Origin of the sequence: Streptomyces sp. NPDC002232 (genome assembly GCF_042890295.1) — a bacterium.
GTDB lineage: Bacteria > Actinomycetota > Actinomycetes > Streptomycetales > Streptomycetaceae > Streptomyces.
On sequence record NZ_JBIARV010000004.1, the window covers coordinates 649709 to 663169 of the forward strand.

The 13461-nt window shown below is 74.8% G+C and carries 16 protein-coding genes; 9 read left to right on the forward strand and 7 right to left on the reverse strand.

Translation table 11 applies throughout. The features are described from left to right. The first annotated feature begins 303 nt into the window (after positions 1-303). A complete protein-coding gene (locus ACFYXU_RS20810; RefSeq protein ID WP_389405793.1) occupies positions 304-1476 on the forward strand; it encodes an alpha/beta hydrolase family protein in 1173 nt (390 codons plus the stop codon). A gap of 19 nt (positions 1477-1495) precedes the next feature. Here ACFYXU_RS20810 and ACFYXU_RS20815 read toward each other — a convergent pair whose 3' ends face one another. The 3 genes from ACFYXU_RS20815 to ACFYXU_RS20825 all read right to left on the reverse strand — a co-directional run bounded on the left by ACFYXU_RS20815 (position 1496) and on the right by ACFYXU_RS20825 (position 4456). After that, positions 1496-2080: a nucleosidase gene (locus ACFYXU_RS20815; RefSeq protein ID WP_361392005.1), complete on the reverse strand. Its 585-nt coding sequence runs from the start codon at positions 2078-2080 to the stop codon at positions 1496-1498. A 91-nt stretch (positions 2081-2171) separates the two neighbouring features. Continuing rightward, complete coding sequence (locus ACFYXU_RS20820) at positions 2172-3590, reverse strand: VWA domain-containing protein (protein WP_389405792.1); 1419 nt, start codon at positions 3588-3590, stop codon at positions 2172-2174. Then, positions 3587-4456, reverse strand: coding sequence for an AAA family ATPase (locus ACFYXU_RS20825; RefSeq protein WP_376513016.1), 870 nt, complete (start codon positions 4454-4456; stop codon positions 3587-3589). Before ACFYXU_RS20825 ends, ACFYXU_RS20820 begins: the two co-directional genes overlap by 4 nt. Before the next feature lie 181 nt (positions 4457-4637). Here ACFYXU_RS20825 and ACFYXU_RS20830 point away from each other — a divergent pair, with 181 nt between their 5' ends. Together ACFYXU_RS20830 and ACFYXU_RS20835 are read left to right on the forward strand one after the other, a co-directional pair. After that, positions 4638-6005, forward strand: a complete 1368-nt coding sequence (locus tag ACFYXU_RS20830; RefSeq protein WP_389405791.1) for a PP2C family protein-serine/threonine phosphatase — start codon at positions 4638-4640, stop codon at positions 6003-6005. 136 nt (positions 6006-6141) lie between these two features. Next, positions 6142-6507, forward strand: a complete 366-nt coding sequence (locus ACFYXU_RS20835; protein WP_361392013.1) for a luciferase family protein — start codon at positions 6142-6144, stop codon at positions 6505-6507. Between the two features lie 63 nt (positions 6508-6570). Here the strand turns inward: ACFYXU_RS20835 and ACFYXU_RS20840 are convergent, their stop codons facing one another. Next, complete coding sequence (locus ACFYXU_RS20840) at positions 6571-7062, reverse strand: PaaI family thioesterase (RefSeq protein ID WP_389405790.1); 492 nt, start codon at positions 7060-7062, stop codon at positions 6571-6573. A 123-nt stretch (positions 7063-7185) separates the two neighbouring features. Here ACFYXU_RS20840 and ACFYXU_RS20845 point away from each other — a divergent pair, with 123 nt between their 5' ends. Together ACFYXU_RS20845 and ACFYXU_RS20850 are read left to right on the forward strand one after the other, a co-directional pair. Further along, positions 7186-7662, forward strand: a complete 477-nt coding sequence (locus ACFYXU_RS20845) for a helix-turn-helix domain-containing protein (RefSeq protein ID WP_361392019.1) — start codon at positions 7186-7188, stop codon at positions 7660-7662. A 113-nt stretch (positions 7663-7775) separates the two neighbouring features. Beyond that, positions 7776-8633 carry a YhjD/YihY/BrkB family envelope integrity protein gene (locus ACFYXU_RS20850; RefSeq protein WP_389405789.1) on the forward strand — a complete coding sequence of 286 codons (858 nt, stop codon included), beginning with the start codon at positions 7776-7778 and terminating at the stop codon, positions 8631-8633. 3 nt (positions 8634-8636) lie between these two features. On the opposite strand, the gene ACFYXU_RS20855 is transcribed toward ACFYXU_RS20850, so the two are convergent. Beyond that, the gene (locus ACFYXU_RS20855; RefSeq protein ID WP_389405788.1) at positions 8637-9479 is read right to left on the reverse strand and encodes an ABC transporter permease; all 843 of its coding nucleotides are present in this window, start codon (positions 9477-9479) and stop codon (positions 8637-8639) included. After that, complete coding sequence (locus ACFYXU_RS20860) at positions 9476-10384, reverse strand: ABC transporter ATP-binding protein (RefSeq protein WP_389405787.1); 909 nt, start codon at positions 10382-10384, stop codon at positions 9476-9478. The genes ACFYXU_RS20855 and ACFYXU_RS20860 overlap by 4 nt, the downstream gene beginning before the upstream one ends. Positions 10385-10643: 259 nt before the next feature. On the opposite strand from ACFYXU_RS20860, the gene ACFYXU_RS20865 reads away from it, so the two are divergent. After that, positions 10644-11147: an NUDIX domain-containing protein gene (locus ACFYXU_RS20865; RefSeq protein ID WP_389405786.1), complete on the forward strand. Its 504-nt coding sequence runs from the start codon at positions 10644-10646 to the stop codon at positions 11145-11147. A 64-nt stretch (positions 11148-11211) separates the two neighbouring features. On the opposite strand, the gene ACFYXU_RS20870 is transcribed toward ACFYXU_RS20865, so the two are convergent. Then, the gene (locus ACFYXU_RS20870) at positions 11212-11733 is read right to left on the reverse strand and encodes a hypothetical protein (RefSeq protein ID WP_389405785.1); all 522 of its coding nucleotides are present in this window, start codon (positions 11731-11733) and stop codon (positions 11212-11214) included. Positions 11734-11859: 126 nt separating this feature from the next. On the opposite strand from ACFYXU_RS20870, the gene ACFYXU_RS20875 reads away from it, so the two are divergent. The 3 genes from ACFYXU_RS20875 to ACFYXU_RS20885 all read left to right on the forward strand — a co-directional run bounded on the left by ACFYXU_RS20875 (position 11860) and on the right by ACFYXU_RS20885 (position 13371). Next, the gene (locus tag ACFYXU_RS20875; protein WP_376517544.1) at positions 11860-12525 is read left to right on the forward strand and encodes a DUF6629 family protein; all 666 of its coding nucleotides are present in this window, start codon (positions 11860-11862) and stop codon (positions 12523-12525) included. 11 nt (positions 12526-12536) lie between these two features. Continuing rightward, positions 12537-12749, forward strand: coding sequence for a hypothetical protein (locus tag ACFYXU_RS20880; protein ID WP_329858459.1), 213 nt, complete (start codon positions 12537-12539; stop codon positions 12747-12749). A gap of 124 nt (positions 12750-12873) precedes the next feature. After that, positions 12874-13371 carry a peptidylprolyl isomerase gene (locus ACFYXU_RS20885; RefSeq protein ID WP_329858458.1) on the forward strand — a complete coding sequence of 166 codons (498 nt, stop codon included), beginning with the start codon at positions 12874-12876 and terminating at the stop codon, positions 13369-13371. Positions 13372-13461 lie beyond the last annotated feature (90 nt).

The window sequence follows — 13461 nt, forward strand, 5'->3', positions numbered from 1 at the left end:
CGGAGAAGGGACGGGGACAGCTCACCATAGGCAGGGCGCCTTCGGCGCTGTCAAGGCCGTTCCGGCCGCCGGGACGTCAGGGGCACGTCGACGGGCGGCAGTTGGCCGGCTGCCCGTCACCCGTCACCCGCCACCTGCCACGCGGCGCCCGCCGCCCGCTGCCCGCCGCGCGGCGCCCCGCGCGGGTCCGGGCCGAGCTCCTCGTGCGGCGGACCGGACGGTGCCGTGTCAGACCTCGGTCTGACCGGACGTCGGCCCAGAGGCGGACGCGCCGCCCCGGCCGCCGGGCCTAGCGTGCCCCACATGATCCGATTCACCAGGGCGGCCGTCGCCGCCACGCTCGTCTGCTCCCTCGCCTTACCGGTCGGCGTCGCCACGGCGGCCGTCCCCGACACCCCGGCCGCGGGTGCCTCGGCCACGGCCTCACGGGCTCCCGTGCTCCCGGCACCCACCGGCCCGTACGCCGTGGGCAGTTCCGTCCTGCCGCTGCGCGACCGCTCCCGCACCGATCCCTGGGTGCCCTCCGCCGACGGCCGCGCGCTGATGGTCACGGTCCACTACCCGGCCGCCCGCTCCGGCGGCGGCCGCCCGGCCCCGTACGCGACCCGGGAGGAGGCGCGGCTGCTCGCCGAGCAGCTCGGGCCCGGCGTCTCCGGCGACGTGCTCGCCCGCACCCGCACCCACAGCAGGACCGACGTCCGGCCCGCGCCCGGCCGCCACCCGCTCGTGCTGCTCTCACCGGGCTTCAGCGTCTCCCGCTGGACGCTCACCCATCTCGCCGAGGACCTCGCCTCGCGGGGCTACGTCGTCGCCTCCGTCGACCACGCCTACGAGTCGTACGGGATCAGCCTCCCCGACGGCCGTACCCTCACCTGCGTCGCCTGCACGGCCCTCGACGAGGGCGGGGTGCACGGCAGCGTCGTGACCTCGACCCGCGCCGCCGACATGCGGTACGTCCTGGACCGGCTCACCGGGCCGCGTCCCGCCTGGCGGTACGCCGACACGATCGACGCGCGCCACGTCGGCATGGCCGGCCACTCCATCGGCGGGGCGAGCGCGGCCACCGCGATGGCGGCCGATCCCCGGATCGACGCGGGAGTCAACATGGACGGACGGTTCTGGGAGGACCTTCCGGCCGAAGGCCTGCGGGGCCGCCCGTTCCTGATGCTCGGGACGCACGACGGCGTGCACCTGCCCGGCGGCCAGGACGACAGCTGGGACCGGACGTGGACCCGGCTCGACGGCTGGAAGCGCTGGATCACGGTCGCCGGATCCGAGCACTTCACCTTCTCCGACGGGCCCGTGATCTCACGTCACTTCGGGCTGCCCCTGCCCGAGCTCCCCACCGAACGGGCGGTCGCCGTCACCCGGACCTATGTCGCGGCCTTCTTCGACCAGCACCTGCGCGGCCTCCCGAGGCCGGTCCTGGACGGCCCGACGCCCGAGAACCCGGAGGTCCACTTCCAGCACCGCTGACGGCCGTCCGGCGACGGGGTCAGGAACGGTACGGGGTGTTCGCCGCCGCCCAGTCGGCCAGCGCCCGCGCGCACTCGGCGACCGATTCGCGCCAGGTGCGCGCGGCACCGTCACCGGCCTCGTCGCTGACGTGCTTCACGATGCGCAGCGGTACTCCGGCGAGCTCCGCGGCCGCCGCGAGCGCGTACCCCTCCATGTCGACCAGCGGCGCGCGCTCGGCGAGCCGGGCGCGCGCCGCCTCGTCCGAGATGAAGGCGTCCCCGGTGGCCAGGACCACCTCACCACCGTCCGGCAGGCCCAGCGGCGCGCCGTACGTCTCGCCGGTCAGCGTCGCGAGCAGCTCGCCGTCCAGGTCGTGCTGAACGACCGTGCCGACGACGTGCGTCCCGGTCCAGCCCGGCCGCAGGGCCCCGGCCGTCCCCAGGTTCACGATGCCGGACGGCAGCGGCCCCCGCCCGAGCACGGTCGCGAGGGCGGTCGCGGCGTTCACCTTCCCCATGCCGGTGAGCAGGACGGGCAGCTCCGTGTCGAGGAACTGCGCCTCCTCCTTGACGGCGAGCACGAGCAGCGGACGGTCGGCCGTGATCTGTCCCAAGAGTTCCATGGGGGCCACGCTAGTTCGAGGGCCCCTCCGGCGTACAACCGGGCGGGAGCCGGTCCCGGCACCGGAAGCCGCCGCTCCGCCAGGTCCCTCCTCACACCGGCAGCAGCCGGCCGATCAGCGCCCCCAGCTGGCGGGCGTTGCGGCACGGGCGCATCTCCACGAGCTCCGCGTACGCGGGGGCCACCGAGTCGCCCGTCCCCCAGAGCGAGGGCTGTTCCGGGTTGAGCCAGTGGACCCGGCGGGCGCGGTCCGCGACGAGGCGGAGCGCCGCCAGATTGGGGTCGGCTCCGTTGGTGCGGGCGTCGCCGAGGACGAACACCACGGTGCGCGGGCCGAGCGCCTCCGCGTACCGCTCGGCGAACTCCCCGAGCGCCGTCCCGTAGTCGCTCTGCCCGTGCCAGCCCGTGAGCTCCGCCTCCGCGAGGATCCGGTCGCCGAGGCCGGCGGGATCGGCGGCGCCCCGCGCGATCAGGCCGGTCACCTCGTCGACCCGGTTGACGAAGGCGAACACCCGGACCCGGCTGAACTGATCGTGCAGCGCCTGCACCAGCAGCATCGTGAACTGTGCGAAGCCCGCCACCGACCCCGACACGTCGCACAGCAGGACCAGCTCGGGACGCCTCGGCCGGCGCCGCCGCAGGACCGGACGCACCGGCACCCCGCCGGTCGACAGCGAGCCGCGCAGCGTCCGCCGCAGGTCGATCTCCCCGCGCGCCGCCCGGCGCCGACGCGCCGCGAGCCGGGTGGCCAGCTTCCGCGCCAGCGGCCGTACCGTACGCCGCAGTTCGTCCAGCTGCGCCCGGCCCGCGAGCAGGAAGTCCACGCTGTCCGCCGTCCCCGCGACCGCCCTCCGCGCGACCCGGTCACGGCCCTGCCGCTCGGCCACGCGGCGCCGGGCCTCGGTCCGCACGCGCTCGCGGAACGCCTCGATGAGCCGCCGGATCTCGTCGTCGAGGAGCCGCTCGGCGAACTCCGGCCCGTCGGCCGCGGCCTCCGCGCGCAGCCGGTCGCGCACCCGGGCGAGCAGGGTCTCGGGGCGCACCCGGGACAGCGTCCGGTACGAGGACCAGCCGTCCGACTCCGGGCCGGAGCCGTATCCGCCGAAGCCGCCCACCGCCTCGGCCGCCAGCCGGTCCAGCGCGGCGCCGTCCCCGGCGGCGAGGGCCTCCGCGAGCCGCTCCCGCAGCGCCGCCAGATCCGTGGCGGTGTCGTCGTACGCCTCGGCCCGTCCGGGAGCCCCGCCGAGCGGGAAGTACAGGTCGAAGACCTGGTCGAACACCGTGCGCTGCCCCTCCCCGTGCAGCAGGGTCGCCGCCAGCGCCTCGCGGATCCGCTCCCGGTCGGTGAAGCCCACCGCTTCGAGCGCGAGTCCCGCGTCGACGGTCTCTCCGGTGCCGATCCCGAACCCGTGCGCGCGCAGCGCGGCCACCAGACCGGTGAGCCGCGCGGCGGTCCCGGCCGGGTCGGCAGGGGCGCTCGGGGCCGGCGTCCCGGAGGGCGCGCCCGTCACACCGCGTCCAGGTCGAGCTTGGCAGCGGCCTTGACGATGTCCTCCTGGTGCTTGAGGAGGACGCCCAGGGTCTCCCGCACCACCCGCTCGTCCAGCCGGTCCGCACCGAGCGCGAGCAGGGTGCGCGCCCAGTCGATCGTCTCCGACACGGACGGCACCTTGCGCAGGTCCATGGCCCGCAGCGCGCCCACGACCCGGACGACCGACGCGGCGAGCGCGGCGTCGAGACCGGGCACCTTGAGGGTGACGATCCGCCGCTCCAGCTCCTCCTCGGGGAAGCCGATGTGCAGGAAGAGGCAGCGCCGGCGCAGCGCCTCGGACAGCTCGCGGCTGGCGTTCGAGGTGAGGACGGTGAACGGCCGCCGGGTCGCCGTGATGGTGCCGAGCTCGGGCACGGTGATCTGGAAGTCGCTCAGGACCTCCAGGAGCAGCCCCTCCACCTCGACGTCGGCCTTGTCCGTCTCGTCGATGAGCAGCACCGTCGGGTCCTCGGACCGGATGGCGGTGAGCAGGGGCCGGGGGAGCAGGAACTCCTCGCCGAAGATGTCCGTCCGGGTCTCGTCCCAGGACTCGCCCCGCCCGGCCGTGATCCGCAGCAGCTGCTTGGCGTGGTTCCACTCGTAGAGCGCGCGGGACTCGTCGACGCCCTCGTAGCACTGGAGACGGACCAGGCGCGCCCCGGTGACCTCGGTGACGGCCTTGGCGAGCTCGGTCTTGCCGACACCGGCGGGGCCCTCGACGAGCAGCGGTTTGCCCAGCCGGTCGGCGAGGAAGACGGTGGTGGCGACGGCGGGCGACGCCAGGTAGCCGGTCGTGGCGAGCCGTTCCGCGACGTCGTCGACGGAGGTGAAGAATCCGGTCGTCATGTCTGTCCCCCTGGGGAGCGAAAACTCGTACTGGCCAGTAGCCTCAGCTGTACTTGATCAGATCGGGCACCGCCGCACAACCGTCCCGCACGAGCTCCGCGCCGCGCGCGGGGCGCCGGCCACTGGTGCAATGGGGGGACCGGGTACGCCACCCGGAGGCCCGCACGGCGGTGGAGGTGTCGTGGCGGAACGGGACGAGGCCCTCCTGGCCAGGGTGCGCGCCCTGGAGGAGGCGATCGGCGAGATCGGCACGACGCTCGACGAGACGACCACCTGCCGCGAGCTCGCGGGCTTCCTCGCCCGCCACGTGCGCGGCTCCGTCACCGTCGACCTCGCCGCCGAACCGGGCGCCCCGGCGCGGCGTGCGGCTTCGGCCGGGGCTTCGGACGGGGCTTCGGCCTTGGCGGACCCTGCGGGCGTGGGCGCGGCACCTGGCGCGGCCGGGCCGGACGGGCTCGCCCCCGGGGTGGCCCGGCCGGAGGGCCTCCCTCGCGACGCCGCGCAGCCGGACAGGGTCCCCGGCGCCGCGCAGTCGGACAGGGTCCCCGGCGCCGCGCAGTCGGACAGGCTCCCCGGCGCCGCGCAGTCGGACGGCCTCCCTCCCGGCGTCGCACGGCCACGGCCCGACGCCCCCACCCCCGACCTCGCGCGCGGCGGTGGAGGAGCCCCCGGGCTCACCGTGCCCCTGGCCCTCCACGGCGAGGCCCCCCTCGGCTTCGTGACCGTCCTGCGCCACGACGGCCCCGCCTTCTCCGCCGACGAGACCGAGGTCGTCCGGCACGCGGCACGGCTCGCCACCCGCCACCTCGGCCACGCCCGCCTGCTCGCCGCCACCGAGGACACCGCGCTCCACCTCCAGCGCGCCCTCGTCGCCGAGCCGGGCCGGCCGCACCCCAATCTGGAGATCGCGGGCGCCTACCTCCCGGCGGGCCCGCGCACCCTCGTGGGAGGTGACTGGTTCGAGACCGTACGGCTCCACTTCGGGCGCAGTCTCCTCGTCGTCGGCGACGTGATGGGCCATGGGCTCGACGCGGCCGTCGACATGAACGCGTACCGCACGGCGCTCCGCGAGGTCGCCGCCACCGACCTGCCACCGCACCGGGTCCTGCGCCACCTCGACGCGGTGGTCGCCGAGGACGAGGGCCGCCGGCCCGCCACGTGTCTGCTCGTCCGGGTCGACCCGGCCCGGGGCGCCGCCACCTTCGCCGGCGCCGGGCACCTGCCGCCCGCCGTGTTCGGCGCGGACGGCTCCGCGGAGCTGGTCCGCCTCCCGGTGGGTCCGCCGCTGGGCACCGGCGTCGGGGGCTACGAACCGATCACCCGGCCGCTCGCCCCGGGCGAGACCCTCCTGCTCTTCACCGACGGCCTCGTGGAGCGGCGCGGCGAGGACATCGACGTCTCGCTCGCCCGCCTCGCCGCTCTCCGGCTCCCCGTGGACTCCGGGCCCGAGCAGGTCGTCGAGGAGGTGCTCCGCCGCCTCGACGCCCACCACGCGGAGGACGACGTCGCCGTCCTCGCGGCCCGCATCCGCCCCCGTCCGGAACCCTGACACAGGGTCACATCCTCCCCACGCGCCGCCGTGACGCACGGTCACACCACCCCGGCCGAGCACCTGTTTCCGGCCGCGGCGGGATTCTTCCGGCAGGACGCTTGTGCACGGCCCCGGCGCCCGGCACGCTCCTCGTATGAACACGGCCAGGCATGCCAGTGAACGTCTGATGAGCTGGCCCTCGCTGACCCCGGGCCGCGCCCATTGCGGCGCCGAGCTCGGACTGGGCACCGGGACGCAGGAGATCGTCCACTTCCACGGCGAACACGAGGCGGACGTCCACCTCACCCGCGCCATGGTCGCCAAACTGCGCCCGGCCCTGCTCGGGTCGAGCGCGGTCCGGCTGCGGGCGGGGTCCGGCTGGGTGACGGTGCTGCTGGACATGGGCTCCGACATCGACCTGCTCGCCACCCTGGTGAGCGCCGCGCTCCAGGCCAACGGCGTGCCCGACGTCGCCCCGGACGGCTGCACCCGCACCCGACCGGTCCCCGGCACCCGCTGACCGCGCCGGGTCCTGGGGGCCCGGATCATGCCGGGGCCGCGGGCCCCGATCCGTGAGGAGGGCTTACGCGGGCGCCGGGAACAGCAGGCAGGTGCTGGTCGCATGGGCCAGGAGCCGGTCCTCCGCGTCGTACAGGCCGGCCTCGGCGAGCGCCGTGCGGCGCCCCCGCGACAGCACCGTGCCGATCGCCCGGATCTTGCCCGTGTCCTTCGTGACCGGACGGAGGAAGCGCGTCGACAGGTCGAGCGAGGTGTACGCCGTGCCCTGCGGGAGCGTGCTGTGGACCGCGCAGCCGGCCGCCGAGTCCAGCAGCGTCGCGTACACCCCGCCGTGCACGCTGCCGATCGGGTTGTAGTGCTCCTCGCCCGGTTCGAGCGCGAACACGGCGCGTCCCGGCTCGACCTCCTCCAGGCCGAAACCGAGCAGGGCGGCGAGCGGCGGCGCGGGCAGCCGGCCCGCCACCATCTCGCGCAGGAGGTCGATGCCCGCCATCGACCCCGCGGCCCGCGCGGTGATCCCGGCGTCCTCCCACTCGACCGTGCGTGACCGCCCCATCACCACTCCACTCCGTCGCGCCACTGAACGGCACCGACTGCCGCACTGCTGACTTTTCACAGCGAAGCTAGCTTCCGTGTCAGCTGACTGTCAACGACAGAGCCAGATGGCTACAGTGGGCGGATGAACTGGCTGGAGACGGATACCGAGAACTGCCCGGTGCGCCGTGCCCTGGATGTCGTGGGCGAGAAGTGGAGCCTGCTCATCCTGCGCGAGGCCTTCAACGGCGTCCGGCGGTACGACGACTTCCGCCGGCACCTCGGCCTCTCGGAAGCCGTCCTCGCCGACCGCCTCCGCAAGCTCGTCGCCGCCGGTGTGCTGCGCAGCGAGCCCTACCGCGAACCGGGTGCCCGCACCCGCCACGAGTACCGCCTCACCCGCAAGGGCGTCGACCTCTGGCCCGTCCTCCTCGCCCTCAAACAGTGGGGCGACACCCACGCCGCCGAGCCGGAGGGCCCCGTCCTGGACATCCGGCACACCGACTGCGGCGCGCCCGTCCGGGTCGTCGTCCAGTGCGAGGGCGACGAACGGGCCGTGCTCACGCCCCGCGACGTCACCGTCCGCACGGGCCCGGCCGCCCGCCCGCGCACAGCCGTCTGACGCTCCGGCGGACCGGCCCCACTCGGCCGGCGAGGCACGGGGGCGGCACCGTCCCCACCCGTTCGGCCCCACAGCTGCGATGTCCCCCCGCCCGGCCGGGTACCTCACCAGGCATGCCCTCCACACCCGGTCCGCCGCGCGACGGTCCCCCCGCCGAACACGGCCACTGGTTCACACGGCTCCACGACCGCGTCCTCGCCTCCTCCGTCGGCCTCGCCTGGAGCCGCGGCCGGGCCATGGAGCTCATGCACCGCGCCATGGGCTTCGCGGCGCTCAGCCTCCTCACCCTCGTCCCCCTGCTCATCGTCGTCGCCGCGGCCGACCTCGCCAGCGGCCAGGGCTTCGCCCGCTGGCTGGTCCAGGGCCTCGGGGTCACCGACGTCTCGGAGGAGGAGGTCGAGCAGCTCTTCGGCCAGCCCGGACAGGCCCTCCAGCGCACCACGGCCTTCGGCCTCGCCGCCCTCGCCGCCTTCGGCGTGACCTTCGGGTCCGCCGTCCAGACCGGATACGAGCGGGTCTGGGACCTGCCCACCGCCCGCTGGCACACGATGTGGCGGCACGTCGTCTGGCTCGCCGTGCTCGTCGCCTCCCTGCTGCTCTTCGTCGCCTTCCCGGCACCCGAGAACGCGTCGGCGGGCGTCACCACCGTCGTCGCCCTCGGCGACCTCCTCGGGACGTTCGTCTTCTTCTGGTGGTCGCAGCGCTTCCTGCTCTGCGGCCGCATCCGCTGGCGCGCCCTCCTCCCCGGGGCCGTGCTCACCGCACTCGGCCTCCTCGGGCTGCGGATCTTCTCGCAGCTCGTGTTCTCCCCGCTGATCGCCTCGAACGCCGTGACGTACGGACAGTTCGGCACCGTGCTCGTCCTCCAGTCCTGGCTCGTCGGCGTGGGCTTCGTCGTGTACGGAGGCGCCCTCGCCGGACGCCTCGTCCACGAACACCTCGTCCGCCGCCGCCTGCGGCGCCCCGCCTGAGCCCTACTGGTCCCGGCCCCGCACCGCGAGCACCGTCACCACGGCCCCGCCCAGCGCCCACAGCGCGAACACCAGCCACGCCCCGCCCGCCGTCCACGGGAACAGCTCCGGCGCGCGCGGCCTCGCGTCCGCGAGCCGCTGCCAGGCGTGCAGCGGGGTCGCGTGGGCGAGCACCGCGGTCGTGTGGCGCCGGTCCGTCAGGACGGCGGGCAGCAGCAGGAGCAGGACGAACGCGCCGACGACCGAGACCGCGCTCCGCCGCAGCAGCGCGCCGAGCGCCATCCCGACCGCCGCGCACACCGGGGCGAGCAGCGCCGAGGCCACCACGACGCGCGGCGCTCCCGGGTGCGTGATCGGGAGCCCGATGTCCCGGAGCGACAGCACCGCCTGCGCCGACCAGAACGAGGCCCCCGCGACGACCGCCCCGAACAGGACCTGCGTCACCGTCACGACCAGCACCTTCGCCGCCATGAGCGCGCCCCGCGCCGGGACCGCCGCGAACGTCGTGCGGATCAGCCCGGTGCCGTACTCGCCCACCACCGCCACCGCGCCCATCGACGCCGAGGCGAGGATCAGGACCAGGGCCGCGTTGTACGTGAAGGCGTCCCCCAGCGCCATGCCGTCGGCCACGAAGGCCGCCCGGCCCCTCGGGTCGTACTGGTGCCAGTAGCGGGCGCGGTCCCAGGCGGTCCCGAGGTTGAAGGCGACCACGGCGAGCGCGCCGAGCAGCAGCGACCAGCCGGTCGAGCGCAGCGACCACAGCTTCAGCCACTCCGCTCCCACCAGGTCCCGGAAGCGGGCACGGGGCTCGACCGGGGGCGCGTGAGGAGGCACGAGGGCGGTCATCGGGCACCTCCCGCCGAGTACTCGACGCTGTCGCCGGTCAGTTCCATGAAGGCCTCCTCCAGCGAGGCGGTACGGGGGGTCAGCCGGTCGAGCGGCACCCGGTGTTCCAGGGCCAGTTCTCCGATGCGGCCGGCCGTCAGACCCGTCACCCTGAGCGTCCCGGCCTCCTCCTCGACCACGGCTCCCTCCGCCCGGAGCAGCGCCGCCAGGCCCGTCCGCTCCGGCGTGCCGACCGTCACGCTCGGCGGCCCGCCGCGCGCGGCGAACTCCGTCAGGCTCTCCGCCGCGATCAGCGCGCCCCGGCCGATCACCACCAGCTCGTCCGCCGTGTGCTCCATCTCCGTCATCAGATGACTCGACACGAACACCGTGCGGCCCTCGGCGGCGAGCCCCCGGAACAGTCCCCGCACCCAGGTGACGCCCCCCGGGTCCAGGCCGTTCAGCGGTTCGTCGAACAGCAGCACCGGCGGATCGCCCAGCAGCGCCCCGGCGATGCCGAGCCGCTGGCGCATGCCCAGCGAGTAGCCGCCGATCCGCCGCCGGGCCGCTCCCGCGAGGCCGACCTCCTCCAGGACCTCGTCGACGCGGGGGAGCGGGATGCGGTTGCCGCGCGCCAGGGCCGCCAGATGCGCGCGGGCGGTCCGGCCGCCGTGCACGTCCCCGGCGTCGAGGAGCGCCCCGACGTGCCGCAGACCGCGCGCCCGGTCGGCGAACGGCCGGCCGCCGACCGTCACCGCACCGGCGGTCGGCGCGTGCAGGCCGAGGATCATGCGCAAGGTGGTGCTCTTGCCCGAGCCGTTGGGGCCGAGGAAGCCGGTGACCCGGCCCGGGCGGACGGTGAACGTGAGCGCGTCGACGGCGGTCGTGGCGCCGTAGCGCTTGGTGAGTTCGCTGACTTCGATCATGCGCACCACCGTGCCGTCCGGACGCCGGGCCGGACATCGGACCGGCGACGACAATCGGGGACGGGCGCTGTCACCCGGGGTCGTACCCCTCGGGTCCTCTCCGCGGCGCCCCGCGAGGACGTACGGGGTGCGGCGCGGCGCGGGGCCGGTGCGGACGCCGCTCACACGATCCGGTGATCCACTGCCGAGCCGCCGGCCGGACCGCCCCGGACCGCTTGGATGGAGACGACCCATCCGGTCCGTCGAGAGAGAGCCGCCCATGGCGCACACCTGGCTGCCCGCCGCCGAGTACGTCGACACCCTGCCGAGAGCGACGGCGTACGCCTGTCTCTACTTCACCGACACCGCCGGCCGCCCCCTCCAGCTGCGGGCCACCTACAAGACGGAGCCGTGGCAGTGGCCCGGCGGCAACATGGACCCGGGGGAGACCCCGTGGGAGACCGCCGTGCGCGAGTGCCACGAGGAGACCGGCCTCGTCTTCACCGGAGAGCCGCGCCTCCTCGCCACCCACTTCGCCACGGACCGGGGCGAGGACTGGCCCGCCAACCACATCGGTTTCATCTTCGACGGCGGCGAACTGACGGACGCGCAGATCGCCGCCGTCGTCCTCGACCCCGAGGAGCACAGCGAGTACCGCCTGCGGACCCTGGACGAGTGGGAGCGGGAGATGCACCCGCGCGAGTTCGCCCGGCTCGCCGAGATCGACCGTGCGCGCAGGACCGGGTCGACCGTGTACGTGGAGACCGGAGCGGGCGGAGCCTGAGCCGGCGGACCCGCGGCGGTACGGAGGGTGGAGCCCGTCCGGCACGGCGGGCCCCACCCGAAGGTCAGCCCCGGCGGCCCACGGGGTGGGCGATGTCGACCACGAACCGTTCCGGCGCGTGCAGCCGGAGGGTCTTGAACGCGGGCTTGGTGTCGAAGGAGGCTCCCACGGTCACCACGCCCTCGAAGTCACCGGTCAGGGCGACCCCTCTGAGCGCGGGCAGGGCGATCCTCACGAGCCGGGGACCGTGGTGGACGGACCGTCCGGCGCCGTCGTGCGCGGCGGCGGGGGAGAGCCGGATCTCCAGGAAGTACTTCCCCGGGAGCGGGACCTTCTTCCCCGACGCGTCGTAGTGCAGCGAGCGGACCTGATGGACGGTGACCGGGGGCAGCTTGCCCCGGACGTCGATGACGAGCCGGTCGTAGGTGGTGTGCCCGCTCCAGCGGGCGCCGACGACCAGGGCCGTGGTCGTGGCCGGGGAGCGCGGGGCCGGTGCGGCGGCCGCGCCCGCCGGGAGTGTGGCGCCGGTACCGGCGGTGAGGAGGATTCCGGCGGCGACGGCCGCGAGGGTGTGGCGGTGATGCATGACGGCCCCCATTTCGCTGTTCCGGGGACAGAGGTGTCACTGCCAGAGACATACGGGACGGCCGTACGGTTCCTCGCAAATTTCTCCATATGCCGCAAAGCTCGAATATCGGGTAGAAGTCAGGTCATGTGCTGGAGTGCGACCGCCGACCTCTGGGCGGGTCTCGGGATCGGCGCGGTCGGCGTGGCCTCCCTGGCCTCGGTGCGCCGGGCCGGGGACGCGCCGCTCGCCGCCCTGCCCCTGCTTCTCGGCGCCCACCAGGTCGTGGAGGCCGCGGTCTGGCACACCGGCGGCGGCGCCGGGCCCGCCACCCTCGCCTGGGCCGTGATCGCCCTGCCCCTGTTGCCGGTCTGGGTGCCCCTCGGCGTCCTGACGGCCGCCCGGCCCGAGGACCGGCCGCGCGCGCTCCCGCCGCTCGTCCTGGGCCTCGCGACCGCCGCCGTGCTCGCCCACCGCCTCGCCACGCGCCCGGTCTCGGCCGAGATCCGCGGGCACACCCTCGGCTACGCCGTCGACCTGCCGTACGCGCCCCTCGTCCTCACCGGGTACCTGCTCGCCACCGTCGGCGCCCTGCTCCTCGCCCGCGACCGGCTCCTGCGGGCCCTGGGCGTCGTCACCGGCCTCGGCGCGGCCGTCTGCGCCCTCCTGTGGCGCACCGCGTTCGTCTCCACCTGGTGCGCGCTCGCCGCGGTCGCCTCCCTGCTGCTGTTCGCCTGGGTCAGGGGGAGGCGCCGATCGGCGCCCCGGACGGATCCGAGCGCGGCCGACCGTAACCCCACGGCGCCTCGGTAGTTGACCCGGGCATGAAGAAGCGCAGCATGCTCGCCATCGCCTCCCTCGCCGCCGGTGTCGTCACCGCCCTCGTCACCCCGCCGCCGCAGGCCAACGCCACCGAGAGCCCCCTGGCCGGCACCACGGGCCTCCTCCAGCAGGACCAGGCCGCTGACGTCCTCCACGACACCGTCGAGGGCGCCCAGGGCGCCCTCCAGAACCAGCAGGCCGGCGGGCTGCTCTGAGCCCGCGTCCCAGGTCGCGACCGGTGCCCCGCGTTCCGACGGGAACGCGGGGCACCGGCACGCCGTGACCCGGGAGGAGGCGGCCCGTGCGCGCGCCGTACGTGACTAATGACAGGATGTCCCCATGAGCGACAACGTTTACTTCGACATCACCATCAACGACGAGCCCGCGGGCCGCATCGTCTTCAAGCTGTACGACGACGTCGTCCCGAAGACGGCGACCAACTTCCGCGAGCTCGCGACCGGCGTCCACGGCTTCGGCTACGCCGGCTCCCCGTTCCACCGCGTCATCCCGCAGTTCATGCTCCAGGGCGGCGACTTCACCCGGGGCAACGGCACCGGCGGCAAGAGCATCTACGGCGAGAAGTTCGAGGACGAGAACTTCAAGCTGAAGCACGACCGCCCGTACCTGCTCTCGATGGCCAACGCGGGCAAGAACACCAACGGCTCGCAGTTCTTCATCACCACGATCGTCACCGACTGGCTCGACGGCAAGCACGTCGTCTTCGGTGAGGTCCTCGAGGGCCAGGACCTGGTCAAGAAGATCGAGTCCCTCGGCTCCCCCTCCGGCGCCACCAAGGCCACCATCAAGGTCGCCGAATCCGGCATCGTGAAGGCCTGATCGCCTTCCCGACCTGAGCGGAGGGCCCGCCGCCCCCCTCTCACCCCCGGCCGAGGCGGGGAGCGCGGTCCCATGGACACGCGCCCCCGC